This window comes from Pseudomonas sp. TH39(2020), from assembly GCF_016650715.1.
Taxonomy (GTDB): domain Bacteria; phylum Pseudomonadota; class Gammaproteobacteria; order Pseudomonadales; family Pseudomonadaceae; genus Aquipseudomonas; species Aquipseudomonas mandelii_C.
Map to the genome: position 1 here is coordinate 2,502,029 of NZ_JAEKFF010000006.1, position 22,314 is coordinate 2,524,342.

Annotated in this window: 19 protein-coding genes and 1 pseudogene; 8 read left to right on the forward strand and 12 right to left on the reverse strand. The window is 60.8% G+C overall.

Annotated elements, in window-relative coordinates; translation table 11 throughout:
- Nucleotide 1: 1 nt before the first annotated feature.
- The 3 genes from JFU47_RS19180 to JFU47_RS19190 are packed head-to-tail and all read right to left on the reverse strand — an operon-like array spanning nt 2 to nt 2,155.
- Nucleotides 2–592, reverse strand: coding sequence for a YggT family protein (locus JFU47_RS19180; protein ID WP_017341276.1), 591 nt, complete (start codon nt 590–592; stop codon nt 2–4).
- A gap of 10 nt (nt 593–602) precedes the next feature.
- Nucleotides 603–1,421: a pyrroline-5-carboxylate reductase gene (proC, locus tag JFU47_RS19185; RefSeq protein WP_201184906.1), complete on the reverse strand. Its 819-nt coding sequence runs from the start codon at nt 1,419–1,421 to the stop codon at nt 603–605.
- A gap of 35 nt (nt 1,422–1,456) precedes the next feature.
- Complete coding sequence (locus JFU47_RS19190) at nt 1,457–2,155, reverse strand: YggS family pyridoxal phosphate-dependent enzyme (RefSeq protein ID WP_201184908.1); 699 nt, start codon at nt 2,153–2,155, stop codon at nt 1,457–1,459.
- Between the two features lie 55 nt (nt 2,156–2,210).
- Between JFU47_RS19190 and JFU47_RS19195 the strand changes: the two genes are divergently transcribed.
- Nucleotides 2,211–3,245 (forward strand): type IV pilus twitching motility protein PilT, encoded by a 1,035-nt coding sequence (locus JFU47_RS19195; protein ID WP_140675044.1) that lies wholly within the window; start codon nt 2,211–2,213, stop codon nt 3,243–3,245.
- Nucleotides 3,246–3,365: 120 nt separating this feature from the next.
- Here JFU47_RS19195 and JFU47_RS19200 read toward each other — a convergent pair whose 3' ends face one another.
- A complete protein-coding gene (locus JFU47_RS19200) occupies nt 3,366–3,986 on the reverse strand; it encodes a C40 family peptidase (protein WP_201184910.1) in 621 nt (206 codons plus the stop codon).
- Between the two features lie 250 nt (nt 3,987–4,236).
- Between JFU47_RS19200 and JFU47_RS19205 the strand changes: the two genes are divergently transcribed.
- Nucleotides 4,237–4,668, forward strand: a complete 432-nt coding sequence (locus tag JFU47_RS19205) for an NINE protein (protein WP_201184912.1) — start codon at nt 4,237–4,239, stop codon at nt 4,666–4,668.
- Between the two features lie 120 nt (nt 4,669–4,788).
- Here the strand turns inward: JFU47_RS19205 and JFU47_RS19210 are convergent, their stop codons facing one another.
- From JFU47_RS19210 to gshB, 7 genes are all read right to left on the reverse strand, one after another.
- Nucleotides 4,789–6,060 carry a dihydroorotase gene (locus tag JFU47_RS19210; protein ID WP_140675035.1) on the reverse strand — a complete coding sequence of 424 codons (1,272 nt, stop codon included), beginning with the start codon at nt 6,058–6,060 and terminating at the stop codon, nt 4,789–4,791.
- The gene (locus JFU47_RS19215; RefSeq protein ID WP_074871640.1) at nt 6,057–7,061 is read right to left on the reverse strand and encodes an aspartate carbamoyltransferase catalytic subunit; all 1,005 of its coding nucleotides are present in this window, start codon (nt 7,059–7,061) and stop codon (nt 6,057–6,059) included. Before JFU47_RS19215 ends, JFU47_RS19210 begins: the two co-directional genes overlap by 4 nt.
- A gap of 27 nt (nt 7,062–7,088) precedes the next feature.
- Entirely contained in the window at nt 7,089–7,592 is a 504-nt protein-coding gene (gene pyrR / locus JFU47_RS19220) for a bifunctional pyr operon transcriptional regulator/uracil phosphoribosyltransferase PyrR (protein ID WP_201184914.1), read from the reverse strand.
- 84 nt (nt 7,593–7,676) lie between these two features.
- Nucleotides 7,677–8,114 carry a Holliday junction resolvase RuvX gene (gene ruvX / locus JFU47_RS19225; RefSeq protein ID WP_005792259.1) on the reverse strand — a complete coding sequence of 146 codons (438 nt, stop codon included), beginning with the start codon at nt 8,112–8,114 and terminating at the stop codon, nt 7,677–7,679.
- Nucleotides 8,114–8,686, reverse strand: a complete 573-nt coding sequence (locus JFU47_RS19230; RefSeq protein ID WP_140675032.1) for a YqgE/AlgH family protein — start codon at nt 8,684–8,686, stop codon at nt 8,114–8,116. The genes ruvX and JFU47_RS19230 overlap by 1 nt, the downstream gene beginning before the upstream one ends.
- Nucleotides 8,687–8,878: 192 nt before the next feature.
- A complete protein-coding gene (locus JFU47_RS19235) occupies nt 8,879–9,778 on the reverse strand; it encodes an energy transducer TonB (protein ID WP_201184917.1) in 900 nt (299 codons plus the stop codon).
- Nucleotides 9,779–9,855: 77 nt separating this feature from the next.
- On the reverse strand, nt 9,856–10,809 hold the full coding sequence (gene gshB, locus JFU47_RS19240) for a glutathione synthase (protein ID WP_008152603.1): 954 nt from the start codon (nt 10,807–10,809) through the stop codon (nt 9,856–9,858).
- A 235-nt stretch (nt 10,810–11,044) separates the two neighbouring features.
- Here gshB and pilG point away from each other — a divergent pair, with 235 nt between their 5' ends.
- The 6 genes and pseudogenes from pilG (at nt 11,045) to JFU47_RS19270 (ending at nt 21,050) form a co-directional block, all read left to right on the forward strand.
- Complete coding sequence (pilG, locus tag JFU47_RS19245) at nt 11,045–11,449, forward strand: twitching motility response regulator PilG (protein WP_008152601.1); 405 nt, start codon at nt 11,045–11,047, stop codon at nt 11,447–11,449.
- 57 nt (nt 11,450–11,506) lie between these two features.
- Nucleotides 11,507–11,872, forward strand: coding sequence for a twitching motility response regulator PilH (gene pilH, locus JFU47_RS19250; RefSeq protein WP_008068134.1), 366 nt, complete (start codon nt 11,507–11,509; stop codon nt 11,870–11,872).
- Nucleotides 11,873–11,882: 10 nt separating this feature from the next.
- Nucleotides 11,883–12,431: a chemotaxis protein CheW gene (locus JFU47_RS19255; protein WP_140675023.1), complete on the forward strand. Its 549-nt coding sequence runs from the start codon at nt 11,883–11,885 to the stop codon at nt 12,429–12,431.
- Nucleotides 12,432–12,582: 151 nt separating this feature from the next.
- Entirely contained in the window at nt 12,583–14,640 is a 2,058-nt protein-coding gene (locus JFU47_RS19260) for a methyl-accepting chemotaxis protein (RefSeq protein WP_201184919.1), read from the forward strand.
- A gap of 52 nt (nt 14,641–14,692) precedes the next feature.
- A pseudogene (locus JFU47_RS19265) lies at nt 14,693–20,599 on the forward strand (Hpt domain-containing protein).
- Nucleotides 20,592–21,050 carry a chemotaxis protein CheW gene (locus JFU47_RS19270; RefSeq protein ID WP_201184921.1) on the forward strand — a complete coding sequence of 153 codons (459 nt, stop codon included), beginning with the start codon at nt 20,592–20,594 and terminating at the stop codon, nt 21,048–21,050. The pseudogene JFU47_RS19265 and the gene JFU47_RS19270 overlap by 8 nt, the downstream one beginning before the upstream one ends.
- Before the next feature lie 149 nt (nt 21,051–21,199).
- Here JFU47_RS19270 and JFU47_RS19275 read toward each other — a convergent pair whose 3' ends face one another.
- Entirely contained in the window at nt 21,200–21,574 is a 375-nt protein-coding gene (locus JFU47_RS19275) for a DUF6124 family protein (protein ID WP_201184923.1), read from the reverse strand.
- Between the last annotated feature and the right edge of the window lie 740 nt (nt 21,575–22,314).

A 22,314-nucleotide genomic window follows, 5' to 3' on the forward strand; every position in this document is an offset into this window, starting at 1 on the left:
GTCAGATCAGCAGACGCAGGATTTCCGGCATCATCGTCATGGCGGCGAGGTTGTTGATCACCAGCATGTCGATCAGCTTGAGCACCATGAACGCCAGAATCGGCGAGATATCCAGGCCGCCAAGGTTGGGCAGAATCTTGCGGAACGGCGCCAGGGCTGGTTCGCAGATCTGGTTCACCAGCTCGGCGCCAGGGTTATGGCTGCCCGGTGCGACCCACGACAGGATCACGCTGATGATCAGGGCAAAGAAGAAAATCTTCAGGAACAGCGCGGTCACGCCAATCAGCGACCAGATCAGCAATTGCAGCGGGTTACCGGTGGTGCCGTAAGTCAGCAGCAAGGTCAGGGCCATCAACGCCAGTTGCACGAGGATCGCCAGTACCAGCGAGGACATGTCCAGGCCGAACATGCTCGGGATGATCCGGCGCAATGGCTTGAGCAGCGGCTGAGTGGCCTTCACGGCGAACTGGCAGAGCGGGTTGTAGAAGTTTGCGCGTACCAGTTGCAGCACGAAGCGCAGCAGCACGATCAGCAGGTACAGGCTGCCGAGGGTTTGCAGCACGTAGACCGCTGCAGTGTTCAATCCAATCATGTAAGGCTCCTTATTGACCCAATTGTTCGGCCATCTCGGCCGAGCGGTGCGCAGCGGCGCCGAGTGCTTTTTCTACCAGGGCTTCAAAGCCGCCGGCCTGGAACGACTTGATCGCCGCTTCCGTCGTGCCCGCAGGCGACGTCACGCGGCGACGCAGTTCCGCAGCGTCGACGTCACTGGCCACGGCCATGTGAGCAGCGCCCAAGGCGGTTTGCAGGGTCAGTTGTGCAGCGATGTCTGCTGGCAGGCCGAGCTTCACGCCGGCGGCGGTCATGGCTTCGATCAGCAGGAAGAAGTACGCAGGGCCCGAACCGGAAACGGCGGTGACCGCGTCCAGTTGTTGTTCTTCATCCAGCCACAGTGCGATGCCGACGGCGGACAGCAGTTCTTGCGCCTGTTTGCGTTGCTCGGTGTTCACTTCAGCCGTGGCGAACAAACCACTCACGCCCTGACGCAGCAGCGCCGGGGTGTTGGGCATGCAGCGCACGATCGGTTGGGCGCCGAGCCAGTTGTTCATGCTGGCGCAGGTGATGCCGGCTGCAATCGAGACCACCAGTTGATTCGGCTTGAGGCTTGGGCGAAGCGCTTCGCAGACGGCTTTCATCGCTTGAGGTTTGACCGCCAGTACCACGACGTCGGCGCCCTGGATGGCGTCGGCGTTGTCGGCGAACACCTCGATACCGTGTTCAGCGTTCACCCGAGCGCGGGTGTCAGCGCCCGGATCGCTGGCGCGGATCTGCGCGGCATCCAGACCTTTGGCGCGCAGGCCGCCGATCAGGCTGGCGGCCATGTTGCCGGCACCGATAAAGGCAATACGAGTCTTGCTCATGTCAGGTCCTTATAAAGAGAGGAGTCAGCCATATTTCAAGGCTGGCCATGCATTTGTTGAGAGCCGCGAGCGCCAAACAGGGCTGTACCGATACGGACCCAGGTGGCGCCCATGGCGATGGCGGACTCGAGGTCGTGGCTCATGCCCATGGAAAGTGTGTCGAGCGGCAGGTTCAGGCTGGCTTGCAGGCTTTGCACAGCGGCAAAAGCGGCATCCTGGGCGGCGCGGTCTTCAGTTGGCTCGGGGATTGCCATCAACCCGCGCAGCTTGATGCGCGGCAGTTCGCTGATGGCATTGGCCAGGGCCGGCAGGTCGGCCGGGGTGCAGCCGGACTTGCTGGCTTCACCGCTGACGTTGACCTGGATGCAGATGTTCAGTGGGGGCAACTCGGCAGGACGTTGTTCGGACAGGCGTTGTGCGATTTTCAAACGATCCACGGAATGCACCCAGGCGAAGTGCTCGGCGATAGCGCGAGTCTTGTTCGATTGAATGGGGCCGATGAAGTGCCAGATCAAGGGCAGGTCGGCCAATTCGAGCTGTTTGCTCAGGGCTTCCTGCAGGTAGTTCTCGCCAAAGTCGCGGAGGCCGGCGGCATACGCTTCGCGCAGGGCTTCGGCGGGCTTGGTCTTGCTCACGGCCAGCAGCTGGACGCTGTCTTCGTCGCGTTTTGCGGCGACGGCAGCGGCGTGGATGCGTGAACTAACCTGAGCAATGTTGTCTGCTATCGTGGACATCAAGAGGCGCCGGCGGCTGAAGGTTCGCGGCATTCTACTGGAATTGAGGAACGCTATGGATATCACTGAGCTGCTGGCTTTCAGCGCGAAACAGGGCGCGTCCGACTTGCATCTGTCTGCCGGCCTGCCCCCGATGATTCGGGTCGACGGCGATGTGCGGCGCATCAACCTGCCAGCCCTGGACCACAAACAGGTGCAGGCGCTGATCTACGACATCATGAACGACACCCAGCGGGTGGACTTCGAGAAGCACCTGGAGACCGACTTCTCCTTTGATGTGCCCGGCGTGGCACGTTTTCGGGTTAACGCGTTCAACCACAACCGTGGTGCTGGCGCGGTGTTCCGGACCATTCCGTCCAAGGTCCTGAGCATGGACGACCTCGGTATGGGGGAAGTGTTTCGCAAGATTACCGAAGCGCCGCGGGGGCTGGTGCTGGTGACCGGTCCGACCGGTTCCGGCAAATCCACCACCCTGGCGGCAATGATCGATCACCTGAACAGCCATCGCCATCACCACATTCTCACCATTGAAGACCCGATCGAGTTCGTCCACGAATCGCGCAAATGCTTGATCAATCAGCGTGAGGTCCATCGTGATACACGCAGCTTCGCCACGGCTCTACGCTCGGCCCTGCGGGAGGACCCGGACGTGATTCTGGTGGGGGAGATGCGCGATCTTGAGACCATTCGCCTGGCGTTGACCGCCGCCGAAACCGGTCACCTGGTGTTTGGCACGCTGCACACGACATCGGCGGCGAAAACCATCGATCGGGTGGTGGATGTGTTTCCGGGGGACGAGAAGTCGATGGTTCGTTCGATGCTGTCCGAGTCGTTACTGGCGGTGGTATCGCAGGCGTTGGTCAAGAAGATTGGCGGCGGGCGGATCGCGGCCCACGAAATCATGCTCGGCACGTCAGCGATCCGTAACCTGATTCGCGAAGACAAGGTGGCGCAGATGTATTCGTCGATTCAGACCGGGGGAAACCTGGGGATGCAGACGCTGGATATGTGCCTGAAGGAGCTGGTGAGCAAGGGCTTGATCAGCCGCGAGCATGCGCGGGAGAAGGCGCGCACGCCGGATGGTTTTTGAAGGGGGAGTAGATCGTTCCCACGCTCTGCGTGGGAATGCCTCAATGGACGCTCTGCGTCCGCTGTTGGGACGCGGAGCGTCCCGGGCTGCATTCCCACGCAGAGCGTGGGAGCGATCAGGTTAGCGTTGAACAACCTGTAGGGTGTTCTTCTCTTTCGGCATAACCCGCTTGGCAACCACGTAGTGGCTTTCCCAGTAGGGCTTTTTCAGCGTGTCGATGCTCACCGACTTGCCACGACGTGGTGCGTGGATGAAGCGGTCGTTGCCCAGGTAGATGGCAACGTGATTGACCCGGCGGCTCTTGATGTTGAAGAAAATCAGGTCGCCAGGCTTCAGATCCTTGCGATCGACTTTCTCCCCATGACCGCTGGCCATGGCGTTGGAAGTGCGCGGCAGGTCAAACGTGGCGTCGTTGAACGCGTATTTCACCAGGCCACTGCAGTCGAACCCTTTACTTGGGCTGCTGCCGCCCCAACGGTAGGGTGTACCGAGGACGTTGACTGCGCGGCTCAGCACGTTGCTGCTTTCATTGGTCGCCATTGGCGGAACCAGGCCGCTTTTGTTGCTGCTCAGTTGATGAGTGCGTTTTACGGTCTGTTTGTTTTTGCTCGAAGGAGCAGAAACATGGGATTTTTGGGTGTAACCATTAACGTTAGGAAGACGTTGCTCACGATTGGTGGCGTGGGCGGCCAGTGGCATCAAAAGGCAAATGGTTAGCCATGTCTTGAAAAATGGACGCATTAGGCAAGGCTCATATAAGTTAGCGCGCAACTTTATAACAGCTTTTTTGGCCCTTCCGAGCCCGTTGGTCGATTCAACCTTGGGGTCAACGGAACCAAATAAGCAGAAAATGGACGCGATTGTCGGACACAAGTCAGGTGTTATAAGGCTTTGACGGGAGAGACAGTAGCATTTGCCATACGTCGGCAACCTGTAAAAAAGTCACAAAGATTTAAAGAATATTTATCTATCGTGTGAATCGAGGTCCTTCATGAACACCTATCAACCGCCCGTTCCGCATCAAGACACGCACAGCAAAGTCATCGGTTACCTGCTGTGGATTTTCGGTTTTACCGGCGCTCACCGCTTCTATTACGGCAAGCCGGTGACGGGGACGATCTGGTTCTTCACCTTCGGTTTGTTGGGTATCGGTTGGCTGATCGACGTGTTTCTGATCCCGGCCATGGATCGTGAAGCGGACCTGCGTTTTACCGCCGGGCCCATTGAGTACAACGTAGCGTGGATTCTGCTGACGTTTCTTGGGGTATTCGGCGTACACCGCATGTATCAGGGGAAGTGGATCAGCGGATTGCTGTACCTGGTGACGGGCGGGTTGTTTTTCCTGGGGGTGCTGTATGACTTCTGGACGCTGAATGATCAGGTGTCGATTCGCAATGCGCAGAACAGAGGCGCTTTCCAGTGATGATCGTTCCCACGCTCTGCGTGGGAATGCCTCAATGGACGCTCCGCGTCCGCTTCGGAAGGGACGCGGAGCGTCCCGGGCTGCATTCCCACGCGGAGCGTGGGAACGATCAGGTCGCGCTTACGCCTGGTGGCTAATGCGTCCATCCACCAGGGTGTAACGCACCACGCCCGGCAGGCTGTGGCCAATGAACGGGCAGTTTTCACCTTTGGACAGCCAGGTTTCGCCGGCCACGGTCGAAGCCGCCGGATCGAACAGCACGATGTCCGCCGGTCCACCTACCGCCAGTTTGCCCGCCGGCAGGCGCAATGCCTCGGCAGGTCCGGTGCTCAAGCGCGCCAATAGCGTCGGCAGATCCAGCAAACCATCCTCAACCAGTGTCATCGCCAACGGCAGCAGCAGTTCAACGCTACTGATGCCCGGCTCGGTGGCCCCGAACGGCGCCAGTTTGGCATCCCGCTCGTGGGGTTGGTGATGACTGGAGATCGCCGAGATCACACCCGATTTCACCGCTTCACGCAGGCCATCGCGGTCGGCGCGGGTGCGCAGCGGCGGCTGGACGTGATAGAGGCTGCTGAAGTCGATCAGCGCTTCGTCGGTCAGGATCAGCTGATACAGGGCGACATCGGCCGTCACCGGCAGGCCGCGAGCCTGGGCCTGAGCGATCAGGGCCACGCCACGGGCGCTAGTGAGCTGGCTGAAGTGCGCGCGCACGCCACTTTGCTCGACCAGCAGCAGATCCCGCGCGAGAGCCACGGTTTCGGCGGTTTCGGGAATGCCCGGCAAACCGAGGAAACTGGCGGTCGGGCCTTCGTGAGCCAGGCCACCTTCGGCCAGGTCATGGTCCTGAGAGTTGAAAATCACCGTCAGGTCGAATGTTGCGGCGTATTCCAGCGCCCGACACAGCGTACGGGTGTTGCGGAAACTGTCCAGGCCGTTGCCGAAGGCCACGCAACCAGCATCGCGCAAGGCGACCAGTTCGGCCAACTGTTCGCCGTCCAGGCCTTTGCTCAGGGCGCCGATCGGGAACACTTTGGTGTTGCCGGCTTCGCGGGCGCGGTCGAGGATCAGTTCGGCCACGGCCGAGGTGTCCAGCACCGGTTTGGTTTTCGGCGGGCAGCACAGGCTGGTGACGCCACCGGCCGCGGCGGCGCGGGTTTCACTGACGATTGAACCTTTACGGCTGTAGCCCGGCTCGCGCAGGGCGACGTTCAGGTCAACCAGCCCAGGGGCGGCGACCAGGCCTTTGGCGTCGAGGGTGTCGACGGCGACAAAACCGGCTGGCGCGGCGCCAAGGGCAATGATCTTGCAGGCTTCAATATGGATATCGGTAACTTGATCCAGGCCGCTGGCTGGATCGATGACGCGGGCGCCGAGAATGCTGAGCTTCACTGGGCGTTCTCCTGCTCGAATTGGCGCTGGGCAGTCTGCCCGCTCATGGCCATGGACAACACGGCCATACGAATCGCGATGCCATAGGTAACCTGGTTGAGGATCACCGAGTGCGGGCCATCGGCCACCGCCGACTCAATCTCCACACCACGGTTGATCGGCCCCGGGTGCATGACGATGCAATCCGGTTTGGCGCCGGCCAGGCGCGCGGTGGTCAGGCCGAAGAGGCGGTAGAACTCACCTTCGCTCGGCAACAGGCCGCCGGTCATGCGTTCACGCTGCAGGCGCAGCATGATCACCACGTCGACGTCTTTCAGGCCTTCGGTCATGTCGGTGTAAACCTTCACACCGTACTGCTCGACGCCGATTGGCAGCAGGGTTTTCGGCGCGATCACGCGGATATCCGGACAGCCGAGGGTTTTCAGCGCCAGCATGTTCGAGCGCGCGACCCGCGAGTGTAGGATGTCGCCGACGATGGCTACGGAAAGGTTTTCGAAGCCGCCCTTGTGCCGACGGATGGTGAGCATGTCGAGCATGCCCTGGGTCGGGTGCGCGTGACGGCCGTCGCCGCCGTTGATGATCGCCACTTGCGGGCAGACATGTTCGGCGATGAAGTGCGCCGCGCCGGAATCACCGTGACGCACGACGAACATGTCGGCGGCCATGGCTTCCAGGTTGCGCAGGGTGTCGAGCAGGGTTTCGCCCTTGCTTGCCGACGACGTGGACACGTTCAGTGTGATCACGTCCGCCGACAGCCGCTGGGCCGCCAGTTCGAAGGTGGTGCGGGTGCGGGTGGAGTTCTCGAAGAACACGTTGCACACGGTCTTGCCGCGCAACAACGGGACTTTCTTCACCGCCCGGGCACCGACTTCGAGGAACGAGTCGGCGGTGTCGAGGATTTCCGTCAGCAGCTCGCGGCGTAAACCGTCGAGCGAGAGGAAGTGGCGCAGCTGGCCCTGATCATTGAGCTGCAGCGGGCGCTTGGTTTCTAGAGGCGTCATCGCGAGGGGGACTCTCAATAGGGCGAATTAAAGGGCGAGCTCTTGCAGTTCGAGCTTGAGTTCCGGGCCGGACAGTTTCACCCGTTCGTGGGCGGCCAGCGACAGGGTCGCGCCGACCACGTTCGGGCGGATTGGCAGCTCGCCGGCGTCCAGGTCCAGCAGGCACACCAATGTCACGCTGGCCGGGCGGCCGTAGTCGAACAGCTCATTGAGGGCGGCGCGGATGGTCCGGCCGCTCATCAGCACGTCATCGATCAGCACCAGGTGCTGGCCTTCGATCTCGAACGGCAGAGCCGAAGGGCGCACTTGCGGGTGCAGGCCGTTCTGGCTGAAGTCGTCGCGGTAGAAGGAGACGTCCAGGGTGCCGAGGGGCGAATCGCTGCCCAGTTCATCGAGCAACGCCTGGGCGACCCAGACGCCGCCGGTACGAATACCGATGTAGCGCGGTTCGCTGATGCCACGGTGTTCCAGGTGCGCCTTGAGACGGGTCGCCATCTGGCTGATCAGTTCGGCGGGATTGGGCAGGCTCATGGTTGCTCCTTCTTGGGCCCGAGCCGGGCTCTGCTGGAGAGGTGGCTCGGGTTGTCGCTAAGTAGAGACGCTTGTTGCGGCTCTTCAGGATTCGAACAATGCGGTGTTTTCGTCGAGCCAGCCTTGCAGCAGCAGGGCGGCGGCGATGGCGTCCACCGGGTTGTCGCGATAGCTGCCCTTTTGTCCGCCACGATCACGTCGTTCACCCTTGGCTTCGAAGGTGGTCAGGCGTTCATCGTGGGTATAGAAGGGCAGGTTGTAGCGGCCGTTGAGGCGGCGGGCGAATTTCTCGGCGCGCAGGCACATGTCGCTCGGCGTGCCGTCCATGTTCAAGGGCAGGCCCACCACCACGGCATCGGGTTTCCACTCTTTAATCAGGGCTTCGACCTGATTCCAGTCGGGAATACCGTTTTGTGCCTTCAAGGTACACAGCTCGCGGGCCTGACCGGTAATCACCTGGCCGACCGCAACGCCGATCTGTTTGGTGCCGTAATCGAAACCCAAAATCAGGCGCAGGGCCATCAGGCGTGTCCCGCCTGGCTGGTCAGCAGGCTGAGATTGACGCCCAGGTGCTTGGCCGCTGCTTCCAGGCGCAGTTCGCTGCTGGTGTTGAACAAAATATCGGCATCGAACGGGCAGGTCAGCCAGGCGTTCTGGGCCAGTTCGGCTTCCAGCTGCCCGGCTTCCCAGCCAGCGTAACCGAGGGCGATCAGGCTTTTCGCCGGACCGACGCCGTCGGCGATGGCGAACAGTACGTCCTGGGAGGTCGACAGGGCCAGTTTCTCATCAAGCTCAACGGTGGCCTGATAACTCTGCCCGGAGGGGTGGAGAACAAAACCGCGGTCGGTCTGCACCGGGCCGCCGATGAAGATCGGCACATGCTGGCAGAGCATCGGCGGTTCGATGTCGGGACGCAGTTGCTCGAGGATATCGGCCAGGTTGAGGTCTTGCGGACGATTGACCACCAGCCCCATGGCACCATTGGCCGTGTGCTCGACGATGTAGGTCAAGGTGTGCGCAAAGTTCGGGTCGACCATGTGAGGCATGGCGATCAGGAAGTGATGCTTGAGGTAGCTGGGGCTGACGTTCTTCATGAGCGCTAGTGTGGCGTTGGAGGGGCGAACTGACAAGCTGAGGATGCGTTGGAATTGTCCCAATCCTGCAAACAACCGAGATCAAATGTGGGAGCGAGCCTGCTCGCGAAGAGGGCGTACCAGTGACATTAATGTTGGCTGACACACCGCATTCGCGAGCAGGCTCGCTCCCAAAAGAGGATTTGTGAGGTGTCAGTTGCTGGAGAGCTTGTCCCCGCGGGCAAACTTCCACGTGCGGATGATTTCCAGACGGTCGATATCCGACAAATCTCCGGTAAACGGTGAAAATGGCGCCGCCAGCCGCACGATGCGCTGCGCCGCCTGATCCAGCAGCGGTTGCCCGGACGACTCCAGTACCAGCACTTCATAGAGAGAGCCATCGCGGTTGATCGAAACCATCAGGCGCAAGTTGCCGTAGATCTGCTTGCGTCGCGCTTCGTCGGGGTAATTCAGATTACCGATGCGCTCGACTTTCTTGCGCCACTCGTCCTTATACCAGGCGCCTTTGTCGCGCATGGTCGACGCGGCGCTCAGACGGTGGATACGCGGGCGCTTGGCATACAACTGTTGTTCGTTGGCCAGTTCCGCTTCCAGGCTGGCGATGCTGTTGGACAGCTGTTCACTGTCGAAGGTCGGCGCGGCGACTGCGGGTTTGGTGGCGGGCTTGGGTTCTTCAGTTTTGGCCGCGGCCTTTTTTGGCTTGGGCGCGATGGTGGTCACGGCTGCCTTCGGTGCGGCTTCCTGCACTTCAGGCTTGGCCGCTGGCGGTGGCGTGACTTTCTGCACCTTATTGTCCTGGAAAGGCGCGACCTCGGTGGTCTTGGGAATTGCCTTTTTATCCAGGGTGCCGCTGCCTTCCTGATTCTCTTGAGCGAGGAAATCGGCTTTCTCAGGCTTCTTTTCGCTTTTGAAGGTGGCGAGGGTGATTTCCAGGGTTTTGCTGATTTGCTTGGGTTCGACCATCGTAAAGCCGACGCCCAACAGCAAGGCCAAATGAATCAGCGCCGCGAGAAACAGGGTAAAACCGAGGCGATCAGCCGGGCGCACGCCACGATGGGCGAGTTCAGCGGGCAGATCGGACGGGAGCGTCATGACAAAAAAACCAACATCGCGTTTTTCACAGGCCGCGGATGATAACGCAATGTTGGTCGTTTCTTGGCTGTTCTATATCAACGGGCCTTGAGCTTCTGATCGATGGCATCCATCAGCAGGCCACCGATGTCGGTGCCAAACGCATTATCAATCTCGCGAATGCAGGTCGGGCTGGTGACGTTGATTTCCGTCAGATGCTCGCCGATCACGTCGAGACCGACGAACAGCAGGCCTTTTTCACGCAGGGTCGGGCCGACTTGTGCGGCGATCCAGCGATCTTTCTCGGTCAACGGTCGGGCTTCGCCACGGCCACCGGCGGCGAGGTTGCCACGGGTTTCACCGGCGGCAGGAATTCGCGCCAGGCAGTAATCCACCGGCTCGCCGTCGATCATCAGGATGCGCTTGTCGCCATCGACGATCGCCGGCAGGTAACCCTGAATCATGATCTGCTGTTTGCCATGCAGGGTCAGGGTTTCGAGGATCACCGACAGGTTCGGGTGGCCAGCGGTGTGACGGAAGATCGAAGAACCGCCCATGCCATCCAGCGGCTTGAGGATCACGTCGCCGTGGTGATCGGCGAATTCACGCAGTACGTCCGGGCGACGGCTGACGATGGTCGGCGGCGTGCACTGCGGGAACAACGTGGCGAACAGCTTTTCGTTGCAGTCGCGCAGGCTTTGCGGCTTGTTGACCACCAGCACGCCAGCGCGTTCGGCTTGCTCCAGCAGGTAAGTGGAGTAGACGAATTCCATGTCGAACGGCGGATCCTTGCGCATCAGGATCACGTCCAGATCGCTCAGCAGCGCGTCGGTCTCGGCTTCGAGCTCGAACCATTTTTCCGGGTTGGCGAAGACTTTCAACGGACGCATCCGCGCCCGCGCTTCGCCTTCGGCCTGGTACAAGTCGCCCTGTTCCATATAGAACAGTTCCCAGCCGCGCTTCTGTGCGGCCAGCAGCATGGCCAGCGAGCTATCCTTTTTATAGGAGATGCTGGCGATAGGGTCCATGACAATCCCGACGCGAACGCTCATGGGTTTTTCCTCGAAATTGGGTGGGTCGCAGTGACCTGCAAAAGTGGCGTCAGAGTGGCGCTGAGTGTGTTCCCGGTCAAGGAAAAACCACTGCCAGGGTTGGCCGATAGATTGGTTTTGGAGACTGTGCTAAAAAGGCTGCCATGTCGCGCTGGCCCTTGAACATCAAGGGTTTCGAGCCGCCGGTAACCCGAAAACGGACAATTTGATTCGCAAAGGCGACGGTAGAGCAAATATGGAACAGCATTCCAGCGCCTTGAAGGTCATGGTGATCGACGATTCGAAAACGATTCGCCGCACCGCCGAAACGCTGTTGAAGAACGTGGGTTGTGAAGTGATCACGGCCATCGATGGTTTCGATGCCCTGGCCAAGATTGCCGACAATCACCCCGGCATTATCTTTGTCGACATCATGATGCCGCGTCTGGATGGTTATCAGACCTGCGCTTTAATCAAGAACAACAGTGCGTTCAAGTCCACGCCAGTGATTATGCTGTCGTCCAAGGACGGGCTGTTCGACAAGGCCAAGGGGCGCATCGTCGGCTCCGACCAGTTTTTGACCAAGCCTTTCAGCAAGGAAGAACTGCTGAACGCGATCCAGGCCCATGTTCCGGGCTTCGCCGCCGTTTTGCCGCAGTAGGACACGCACAGTGACGCTCGGCCAGCGGGCCCGGCGTCGACAAGAATGGGGAAGACCATGGCACGTATTCTGATCGTCGATGATTCGCCGACCGAAATGTACAAACTGACCGGCATGCTGGAAAAGCACGGTCATGAAGTGTTGAAAGCCGAAAACGGCGCCGACGGCGTGGCGCTGGCCCGTCAGGAAAAACCCGACGCGGTGCTGATGGACATCGTCATGCCTGGCCTCAACGGTTTCCAGGCGACCCGTCAGCTGACCAAAGACCCGGAAACCGGGCACATCCCGGTGATCATCATCACCACCAAGGATCAGGAAACCGACAAGGTCTGGGGCACGCGCCAGGGCGCCAAGGACTACCTGACCAAACCGGTCGACGAAGAAACCCTGATCAAAACCCTGAACAACGTGCTGGCCGGTTGATCGTCCGGCCATGACCGAGTCGCTGACGGCTTTCGAACTGCTGCTGCAGATCGACCAGCGTTGTCGTCTGCTGGCGGCGGACTTGCCGTCCCAGCCGACCCGACAAGACAGTTGGAGCGGCATCGGCTTCCGTCTGGGCGAACACTGGTACGTCGCGCCGATGGGCGAGGTCAGCGAAGTGTTGCACGAGCCGAGGTGTACCCAGCTGCCGGGGGTCAGACCCTGGGTCAAGGGCGTGGCCAACCTGCGCGGGCGTCTGTTGCCGATCATCGATTTGTGTGGCTTCTTTTCTGGTAACGAGCCTGGGCATGAGCTGTCAGCTGTGCGCAAGCAGCGCCGGGTCTTGGTGGTGGAGCATAACGAGGTGTTTACCGGGTTGATGGTCGATGAAGTTTTCGGCTTGCAGCACTTTGCCCAGGACAGCCTTGAGCCGGTAGATACCTTGAGCGGCCCGATTGCACCATTCATCAAAGGCCGGTTTCAGCGTGAGCAGACCTGGCAGGTGTTCAGCCCGTTTGCATTGGTGCAGTCACAAGGATTCATGAACGTGGCCATTTGACCGCCGAACCATCCCCTGTGGGAGCGAGCCTGCTCGCGATTGAACGATAACGCGGTTTTTCTGATGCACCGCGGCGCCTGAATCGCGAGCAGGCTCGCTCCCACAGGGTTCTCGGCAAGGTTCACAGGTGTTGGTTAACAGGCGAGGACCGATGATAAAAGCAAAAACAGGCAAGCCAGAAGGGTCGCGCAGCCGGTCACAGATCATCGCGCTGTTCATCGCGCTGATCGTCTTCATCATGCTGCTGTTCGCCAACTTCGCGTACCTCAACACCCAGGCCACGTACGACAAACAGTACATCGGCCACGCCGGTGAGCTGCGCGTGTTGTCCCAGCGCATTGCCAAGAACGCCACCGAAGCGGCTGCCGGCAAGGCTGCGGCGTTCAAGCTGCTGAGCGATGCGCGCAATGACTTTGCCCAACGCTGGGGCTATCTGAAGAAAGGCGACCCAGCCACCGGCCTGCCGCCAGCGCCATCCACCGTGCGCCCGGAAATGCGCGCCGTGCAACTGGACTGGGAACGCTTGCTGAAAAACACCGACGCGATCCTCTCCAGCGAACAGACCGTGCTGTCGCTGCATCAAGTCGCCGCGACCCTGGCCGAAACCGTGCCGCAGTTGCAGGTCGAGTACGAAAAAGTCGTCGAAACGCTCCTCCAGCGCGGGGCCCCGGCCGCGCAGGTGGCCATGGCGCAGCGTCAGTCGCTATTGGCTGAACGGATTCTCGGTGCGGTGAACACCGTGCTGTCCGGTGATGAAAACTCGCAGCAGGCCGCCGACGCCTTCGGTCGTGATGCGGCGCGATTCGGCCAGGTGCTCAACGGCATGCTCCAGGGCAATCCGTCACTGAAAGTCAGCCAGGTTGAAGACCGCGATGCTCGTGCGCGGTTGATCGAGATTTCCGAGCTGTTCGAATTCGTCTCGGGTTCGGTGGATGAAATCCTCGAAACCTCGCCGGAGCTGTTCAAGGTCCGTGAATCGGCCACCAATATCTTCACCCTGTCGCAGACCCTGCTCGAGGAAGCCTCGCACCTGGCCGGCGGTTTCGAAAACCTGGCTGGCGGGCGCAGCACTGACACCATTGGCGGCTACGTGCTGGGCCTGTTGGCGCTGATGTCGATCATCCTCATTGGCCTGGTGATGGTCCGGGAAACCAATCGTCAACTGCGCGAAACGGCCGAGAAGAACGAGCGTAACCAGAACGCGATCATGCGCCTGCTCGACGAGATCGAAGACCTGGCGGACGGCGACCTGACCGTGACCGCCTCGGTGACCGAAGACTTCACCGGGACCATCGCCGACTCGATCAACTATTCCGTGGACCAATTGCGCGATCTGGTGGCGACCATCAACCTCACCGCTGGCCAGGTCGCTGCTGCCGTGCAGGAAACCCAGGCCACCGCCATGCACCTGGCCCAGGCTTCGGAGCATCAGGCGCAGCAGATTGCGGAAGCCTCCACCGCGATCAACGACATGGCCCAGTCTATCGATCAGGTCTCGGCCAACGCTGCTGAATCATCGGCGGTGGCCGAACGCTCGGTGGAAATCGCCAACAAGGGCAACGAGGTGGTGCACAACACCATCCACGGTATGGACAATATTCGCGAGCAGATTCAAGACACCGCCAAGCGCATCAAACGCCTTGGCGAGTCTTCTCAGGAAATCGGCGACATTGTCAGCCTGATCGATGACATTGCCGACCAAACCAACATTCTTGCGCTCAACGCGGCGATCCAGGCCTCCATGGCCGGTGATGCCGGGCGCGGTTTTGCGGTGGTCGCCGATGAAGTCCAGCGGCTGGCCGAGCGCTCGTCCGCCGCCACCCGGCAGATCGAAACCCTGGTGCGGGCGATTCAGACTGACACCAACGAAGCGGTGATTTCCATGGAGCAGACCACCACCGAAGTGGTGCGTGGCGCTCGTCTGGCGCAGGATGCCGGAGTGGCCCTGGAAGAAATCGAAGGCGTGTCGAAGACCCTCGCCGCGTTGATCCAGAGTATTTCCAACGCCGCGCAGCAACAGACGTCCTCGGCCGGTCAGATTTCCCTGACGATGAACGTGATCCAGCAGATCACCACGCAGACCTCGTCCGGCTCCACCGCCACCGCCGAGAGCATTGGCAACCTGGCGAAAATGGCCAGCCAGCTGCGGCGTTCGGTGTCCGGTTTCACCTTGCCGGCCGCCAAGGCTGCGGCTGTGGATAAAGTGTGAAACGCCTGCGAGCGAATGCTTTTTTTGAGTAGAGCAGTGATTTGGAGTGGTTATGGGTGATCGGCACGACTATGTGGCCCTCGAGTGGGTCAAAGGCGAGATTGCCGAAACGCTGAAAGTGGCTCACCAGGCGATTGAAACGTTGCTTGATGACCCGCAGGCGACGCACGCCCTCAGTGAATGCCTGGCATGCGTCCATCAGGTTCACGGCAGTTTGCAGATGGTCGAGTTCTACGGCGCGGCGCTGCTCGCCGAAGAGATGGAACATCTGACCACCGCCTTGCAACAGAACCGCGTCAGTCATCGCGATGAGACGCTCCACCTGTTGCTGCAAGCCCTTGGGCAGCTGCCGATTTACCTTGATCGGGTGCAAGGTGCGCGCCGCGACCTGCCGCTGGTCGTGTTGCCACTGATCAACGATCTGCGCAGCGCTCGTGGTGAAAGCCTGTTGTCGGAAACCAGCCTGTTCAGCCCGCAACTGCCGGACCTGCCGCCACAGGACGAAGCGTCGCTGGCGCTGCTGGAGCCGGCGGATTTACCGAACGTGCTGCGCAAGTTGCGGCAGATGTTGCAGATGGCCCTGGTCGGATTACTGCGAGAACAGGACGGCGAAACCAATCTCGGTTACCTGACCAAGGTTTTTGCGCGCCTCGAAGGGCTGTGCGGCAACGCGCCCTTGAGCCCGTTGTGGCAAGTCGCCTCGGCGCTGGTCGAAGGCATGCGCGGTGGCTCGATTGCTAACAGTCCGGCGTTGCGCAGTCTGTTTAAGGAGGCCGACAAAGAACTGAAGCGCCTGCTCGAACAGGGCATGCCGGGCATCAATCAGCCGGCGCCGCTAGAGTTACTCAAGAGTTTGCTGTTCTACATTGCCAAGGCCGAACATCCCACCGGGCAGATGCTGACCATGAAAGATCGCTACGGACTGGACGACGCGCTGCCTGACAGCGCGATGGTCGACGAAGAACGAGCACGGCTGGCCGGTCCCGACCGCGATGCCATGCGTTCGGTGCTGGCCGCTTTGTGTGAAGAGCTGGTGCGGGTCAAGGAGCGCCTCGACCTGTTCGTGCGCAGCGACCGCCAACACACCTCGGACCTCGAAAGCCTGCTGGCGCCCCTGCGGCAAATCGCCGACACCCTGGCGGTGCTCGGTTTCGGCCAGCCACGCAAGGTCATCATCGATCAACTGGCGGTGGTGCTGAGCCTCGCCCAGGGCCAGCGTGAGCCCAACGACGCGATCCTGATGGACGTTGCCGGGGCCTTGCTCTACGTCGAAGCGACGCTGGCCGGCATGGTCGGCACCGTCGAGCCGGAAAGTCAGGAAGAAAGCCGCCTGCCGACCACCGACCTGACACAGATCCATCAGATCGTGATCAAGGAAGCGCGCATCTGCCTGCAACAGGCCAAGGACATGATCGTCGACTACATCGACGCCGACTGGGATCGCCAGCACTTGCAGCCATTGCCGGCCTTGCTGACCCAAGTGCGCGGTGCGCTGGCGATGATTCCGTTGAGCCGTGCGGCGAGCCTGATCGAAACGTGCAACCACTTCATCCGCGAGCACCTGCTGCTGGATCCGGATCACCCCGGCTGGCAGGAGCTGGACAGCCTGGCCGACGTCATCACCAGCATCGAGTATTACCTGGAGCGCCTCAGCGACGACCCCGAAGCGCCGGGCGAAAAGTTGCTCGACGTCGCGGAAAAAGCCTGGCCGCACTCGGCTTTTTCCCCAGCGAGCAGCAGGTACCGGTGCTTGAAGATGTGCTCAGCCCGAGTGAAGCGCAGGTCATGCAGGATCTGCAGGAACTGGACGACCCTGAGACCGTCAAGTCACTGGCCGATGTCTTGGCCAGCCCTGTGTCCTCCGTCAACCCGCCCGCCCTGACCACCCCGGGAAGCCTGTTGCCGCCACCCACCGGTGAAGAACCGGTGGACGATGAAGCTGCGGGAAGTGTTCCTCGAAGAAACCGGTGAAGTCCTGGAAATCCTCCGGGAGTACCTGCCGCGCTGGTTGGCCGATCCCGAGAGCAAGTCGGCCCTGAGTGAACTGCGCCGGGCCTTCCATACGCTCAAGGGCAGTGGCCGGATGGTCCGCGCGCTGGTGCTGGGCGAACTGGCCTGGGCGGTGGAAAACCTGCTCAACCGCATACTGGAACGCAGCGTTCCGCCAGGGTCGGCGGTGCAACAACTGCTGGGCGATGCGCTGAATCTGCTGCCGGAACTGGTGGCCGAGTTTGCCAACCATGCCCAGCGCCAGCGCAACGACGTTGACCAATTGGCCGCACGCGCCCACGCCTTGGCCAAGGGCAATGAGCCGATACCCGACGAGGACGCACAAGACGTCGCAGCCCTCGATCCGCTGCTGCTTGAGATTTTCCGCAACGAAGCCGAAACCCATTTGGGCAGCCTCAACCGTTTCCTCGATAAAGCCGCCGAGCACGTGCCATTGCACGCCAGCGACGAGTTGCAGCGGGCGCTGCACACCCTCAAGGGCAGCGCCTCCATGGCTGGCGTATTGCCGATCGCCGAGCTGGCAAGACCGCTGGATCATCTGACCCGGGAGTACAAGGCGCACCTGATCGCCCTCGACCTGGACGAAGTCGAACTGCTGCTCGAAGCCGAAGGCTTGTTCCGTCTCGGCTTGCGACAGCTCAAGCGTGATCCACTGGCGCAGATTCCCGGCGCCCGCTCATTGATCGAGCGAACCCAGGCGGTGCTGGCCGAGCGCCTGGAAACGCTCCTGAGTGCACCGAATACCGGGTTGCGCATCAAGCGTGATCCGCAACTGATCAACAACTTCCTCGCCCAAGGCATGGACATCCTGCTGGACGCCGAAAGCCTGTTGCAGCGCTGGCAGCAACATCCCGGCGAGCGTCAGGAACTCAGCGCATTGCTGGACGAATTGACCACCCTCGGCGAAGGCGCGCACCTGGCTGATCTGCATCCGGTGGATGAACTCTGCGAAGCCTTGCTCGACCTCTATGGTGCGGTGGAAGAAAGCAGCCTGGCGGTCAGCGAGGCGTTTTTCCATGAGGCGCAAAGTGCCCATGAAGCGCTGATCAACATGCTCGACGAACTGGCCGCCGGCCAGGAAGTCAGCCCGCAACCGGAACGCATTCGGGCCTTGCGCGGGTTGCTCGATGAGAGCCTGGATCCGTCGGCGATGGGGCTGATTCGCAGCGATGGCAGCCGCACGTTGAGCATCCGGGAACTGGGCAGTGCCACGGCCGAACTGGAACAGACCGCGACCCAGGTTGAGCTGGACGATGAGATCGTTTCGATCTTCCTCGAAGAGGCGGTGGATATCCTCGAAAGCGCCGGTCAGGCTTTGCAGCGCTGGCTGAGCGACCCGGACAACGCCGCGCCGTTGTTGTCGTTGCAGCGAGATTTGCACACCCTCAAGGGTGGTGCGCGGATGGCCGAGGTCGAGCCGGTCGGTGAGCTGGCCCATGAACTGGAAAGCCTTTATGAAGGGCTGGTGGACCGCCGTTACGCCTACAGCGAAGCCTTGGCGCACCTGCTGCAACACAGTCATGACCGGCTCGAGCAGCTGCTTGATCAGTTGCAGAACCAGCGGCCATTGGGCGATCCGGGTGAGGTGATCGAGGCCATTCGCGAGTTTCGCCAGGGCAACGCCAGCACTGTTGAAACGGTCGAACCGGCACGGGCCGAGGATTCACCAGGGCATGATCCGGAGCTTCTGGAGATCTTCCTCGAAGAAGGTTTCGACATCATCGAAAACTCCGGCGCGGCGCTGGTGCGCTGGCAGGCCGAGCCTTCGAATCGTCAGGAAGTGGAAACCCTGCTGCGTGATTTACACACCCTCAAGGGTGGCGCGCGGATGGTGGAAATCGCGCCGATCGGCGACCTCGCCCATGAGCTGGAATTCCTCTACGAAGGCCTGTCCGCTGGCGTGCTGCAACCCACCGCCGCGTTGTTCGGCTTGTTGCAAAGCAGCCACGACCGACTGGCGCAGATGCTCGACGCGACCCGTGCCGGTCAGCCATTGCCGCCCGCCGATCAACTGATCGACGCGATCAAGAATTTCAGTCATCCGGCCGTGCCCGAAACACCGGTACCGGTCGTGGCGAGTGCAACGCCGAAAGTCGAGACGCCGGCACCACAACCCGATGCCGGCGCGGACATGGTCAAGGTCTCGGCGGAACTGCTCGACGATCTGGTCAACCTGGCCGGCGAAACGTCGATCTTCCGTGGCCGGATCGAACAACAGGTCAACGATGCACGTGTGACTCTGAGCGAAATGGAAACCACCATCGAGCGCATGCGCGACCAGTTGCGTCGCCTCGATACTGAAACCCAAGGGCGGATTCTCAGCCGCCAGCAAGTCGAAGCCGAACGCCTGGGCTACGAAGAATTCGATCCGCTGGAAATGGATCGCCACTCACAGTTGCAGCAACTGTCGCGCGCGCTGTTCGAATCCGCCTCCGACTTGCTCGACCTCAAGGAAACCCTCGACCGACGCAATCAGGACGCGGAGAACCTGCTGCAACAGCAGGGCCGCATCAACACCGAATTGCAGGAAGGCCTGATGCGCACGCGCATGGTGCCGTTCGAACGGATGCTGCCGCGCTTGAAGCGGATCGTCCGGCAGGTCTCCAGCGAACTGGGCAAGGACGTGGAATTTATCGTCGGCAATGCCGAAGGCGAGATGGACCGCAACGTCCTCGAACGCATGGCCGCGCCGTTGGAACACATGCTGCGCAACGCCGTGGATCATGGCCTGGAGTCCGCCGAGGTGCGTATCGCGGCGGGTAAACCGGCTCAGGGTCGTATCACCCTCGACCTGTCGCGAGAGGGCGGCGACATCATTTTCGACATCCGCGACGACGGGGCCGGCGTGCCGCTGGACGCGGTGCGGCGCAAGGCGATCAAACGCGGGTTGCTGGCCTCGGACAACGACATCAGCGACCGCGATGTACTGCAATTCATCCTGGAACCGGGGTTCTCCACCGCCGAGAAAATCACCCAGATTTCAGGGCGCGGCGTCGGCATGGACGTGGTGCATGAAGAGGTCCGGCAGCTCGGCGGCAGCATGAGCATCGACTCTGTGCCGGGGCAGGGCGTGCACTTCCGGATTCGCCTGCCGTTTACCGTGTCGGTCAACCGGGCGCTGATGGTGCAGTGCTTTGATGATCAGTACGCGATCCCGCTGAACACCATCGACGGCATCGTTCGCGTGCTGCCCAACGAGCTTGAAGGGCATTACCGGCTCGATCCGCCGACCTACAAATACGCCGGGCAACACTATGAACTGTGTTACCTCGGCGAACTGCTGAAAACCAGCCACCGCCCGAAACTGCTGGGGCAGAGCCTGCCGCTGCCGGTGTTGCTGGTGCAGTGCAACGAGCGGCACATTGCGGTGCAAGTCGACTCCATGGCTGGCACTCGCGAGATCGTGGTCAAAAGCCTCGGCCCGCAGTTTGCAGCGGTGCAGGGTTTGTCCGGGGCCACGATTCTCGGCGATGGGCGGGTGGTGCTGATTCTCGACTTGCTGGCGCCCATCCGCGCGATGCAGGCCCGCGTGCCGCAACAGTCAGCGACTCAGGACGCGGAGGTCGAGCCGCATAAACCGCTGCTGGTGCTGGTGGTCGATGACTCGGTGACCGTGCGCAAGGTCACCAGCCGTCTGCTGGAACGCCACGGCATGAACGTGCTGACCGCCAAGGACGGTGTCGACGCCATGCTGCTGCTTGCAGACCACATGCCTGACCTGATGCTGCTGGACATCGAAATGCCGCGCATGGACGGTTTTGAAGTCGCGACCCAGGTACGCGCCGATGAACGTCTGCAGCACCTGCCGATCATCATGATCACCTCCCGCACCGGGCAGAAACACCGCGACCGCGCCATGGCCATCGGCGTCAACGACTACCTCGGCAAGCCGTACCAGGAATCGGTGCTGCTCGAAAGCATCACCCTGTGGAGCAAAACCCATGCTTGAGCACCGCACCAGCAACCTCACCGGCCTGCTGCTGCCCCTGGCTGACCGCAACCTGATCCTGCCTAACGTCGCGGTGGCGGAGCTTATCGATTACCAACCCAGCGCCTTCGACCTCGACACTCCACCGTGGTACCTCGGGCGGGTCATGTGGCGGAACCGGCAGATTCCGTTGCTGAGTTTCGAGTCGGCGTGTGGGCAGAAAATCGTCATCGGTGAGCGGGCGCGGATTGTGATTCTCAATGCTCTCGGCGGGCGGCCCGATTTGAAATTCATCGCCTTGCTGGTGCAGGGGATTCCGCGGTCTTACAAGCTTGATAGTCAGTTGAGCTATGTGGATGTGCCGTTGTGTTCGCTGGAACAGGCGGCGGTGCAGGTGGGGGAACAGGTGGCCAAGGTGCCGAATTTGTTGGCGTTGGAGGCGTTGCTTATTACAGCAGGGTTAGCCAACTGATCCGGGTACTGTGGTGATTTCACCGCCTCATCGCGGGCAAGCCCGCTCCCACAATGTCCGCGCAGTGCCCATTATCTGAGGCAACCAAAAAACCTGTGGGAGCGGGCTTGCCCGCGAAGGCGGCCGTCAAGCTACCGGATACTTCACTGCTAAACTCCGGCCTGAGCCTTCATCTGCGCCGTCTCATGATGATCCAGCGCCCGCTCCACCAACAACTGCACCCCATCCGCCATGCGGCTGAGCGCCAAGGCTACAGAACGGCGTGAGCCTTCCACATCGTCCGCCAGATCGGCAGCAATGGCGCTGATGGACAGCAGGTCTTCGGAGGCATTGGTCAGAAGGGCTTCGGTGTCAATATCGGGGGAGACGCTGAAGAGGTGATGTTTGCGGCGCTTGCCCGGTTTTTCAGGGGGTGGGAAGTAGTAGGAAAAGACGCGGTCGGCGGCTTCCTTGAGTTTTTCGGCTTCGAGGGATGCATCGGCACCGGTGTCGGTTTCCGGCGGGTTGGGAGTTGGTTTGAACATAGTGAAGCTCCATTTAATGAGTTTCAGCTGCTCCATCGGGTTCCAATCGAAGGGGTGGCAGCTGTACGCGGGTTGGAACCCGGGCAAACGGACAAAACCCGACAGACACTAAGGTCTCCCGCGCACAGCCGCCATAACGGAGTGCACACATTAAAAGGTGCGCAAGCATACGTTATGAAAGGCGCTTTTGCCTCGTTAACACCACGGGGTTCCAATCCCGGTCGCTGAGGTTGGCAGCGACCCGGAAACGATAAAGATCAACGCAAAACCGCACCAGTCAGCGGGTTCCGGCATTGCTGTAGGCAGCGACGCCAGACTGCGTAGCCTCACACCGTTCCTGCGGAGAAACTTTTAAACACAAATCCCCATTTGGCTGATGAAGGTTGAAGAGTCCCAAAAAGGGACTGATCGGTCCTTTTTTGGGACTTGTCGATGATTGCTGTGGAGCGTTCTGAGGACGGATTTTTCAACACAAAAAACTAGGTGTGTTCGAAATCCACCCCTCACCCCAGCCCTCTCCCCATAGGGGAGAGGGGAAAGGGAGCCGATCTTCAAGCCTTTCAAAACCTGAGTTCAACTCGATATCTCAGGTCAATGTAGCTCCAAGAACATCTCGGTCAGTCCCCTCTCCTCAGAGGGGAGAGGGGGAAAGGGAGCCGATCTTCAAGCTTTTCAAAACTTGAGTTCGACTCGGTTTTTCAGGTCGATGTATAGCGTAAGACACCTCGGTCAGTCCCCTC

Coding starts and splice junctions, on each gene's coding strand:
- JFU47_RS19180 (WP_017341276.1), bottom strand. CDS start 592: ATGATTGGATTGAACACTGCAGCGGTCTACGTGCTGCAAACCCTCGGC.
- proC (WP_201184906.1), bottom strand. CDS start 1,421: ATGAGCAAGACTCGTATTGCCTTTATCGGTGCCGGCAACATGGCCGCC.
- JFU47_RS19190 (WP_201184908.1), bottom strand. CDS start 2,155: ATGTCCACGATAGCAGACAACATTGCTCAGGTTAGTTCACGCATCCAC.
- JFU47_RS19195 (WP_140675044.1), top strand. CDS start 2,211: ATGGATATCACTGAGCTGCTGGCTTTCAGCGCGAAACAGGGCGCGTCC.
- JFU47_RS19200 (WP_201184910.1), bottom strand. CDS start 3,986: ATGCGTCCATTTTTCAAGACATGGCTAACCATTTGCCTTTTGATGCCA.
- JFU47_RS19205 (WP_201184912.1), top strand. CDS start 4,237: ATGAACACCTATCAACCGCCCGTTCCGCATCAAGACACGCACAGCAAA.
- JFU47_RS19215 (WP_074871640.1), bottom strand. CDS start 7,061: ATGACGCCTCTAGAAACCAAGCGCCCGCTGCAGCTCAATGATCAGGGC.
- pyrR (WP_201184914.1), bottom strand. CDS start 7,592: ATGAGCCTGCCCAATCCCGCCGAACTGATCAGCCAGATGGCGACCCGT.
- ruvX (WP_005792259.1), bottom strand. CDS start 8,114: ATGGCCCTGCGCCTGATTTTGGGTTTCGATTACGGCACCAAACAGATC.
- JFU47_RS19230 (WP_140675032.1), bottom strand. CDS start 8,686: ATGAAGAACGTCAGCCCCAGCTACCTCAAGCATCACTTCCTGATCGCC.
- JFU47_RS19235 (WP_201184917.1), bottom strand. CDS start 9,778: ATGACGCTCCCGTCCGATCTGCCCGCTGAACTCGCCCATCGTGGCGTG.
- gshB (WP_008152603.1), bottom strand. CDS start 10,809: ATGAGCGTTCGCGTCGGGATTGTCATGGACCCTATCGCCAGCATCTCC.
- pilG (WP_008152601.1), top strand. CDS start 11,045: ATGGAACAGCATTCCAGCGCCTTGAAGGTCATGGTGATCGACGATTCG.
- pilH (WP_008068134.1), top strand. CDS start 11,507: ATGGCACGTATTCTGATCGTCGATGATTCGCCGACCGAAATGTACAAA.
- JFU47_RS19255 (WP_140675023.1), top strand. CDS start 11,883: ATGACCGAGTCGCTGACGGCTTTCGAACTGCTGCTGCAGATCGACCAG.
- JFU47_RS19260 (WP_201184919.1), top strand. CDS start 12,583: ATGATAAAAGCAAAAACAGGCAAGCCAGAAGGGTCGCGCAGCCGGTCA.
- JFU47_RS19270 (WP_201184921.1), top strand. CDS start 20,592: ATGCTTGAGCACCGCACCAGCAACCTCACCGGCCTGCTGCTGCCCCTG.
- JFU47_RS19275 (WP_201184923.1), bottom strand. CDS start 21,574: ATGTTCAAACCAACTCCCAACCCGCCGGAAACCGACACCGGTGCCGAT.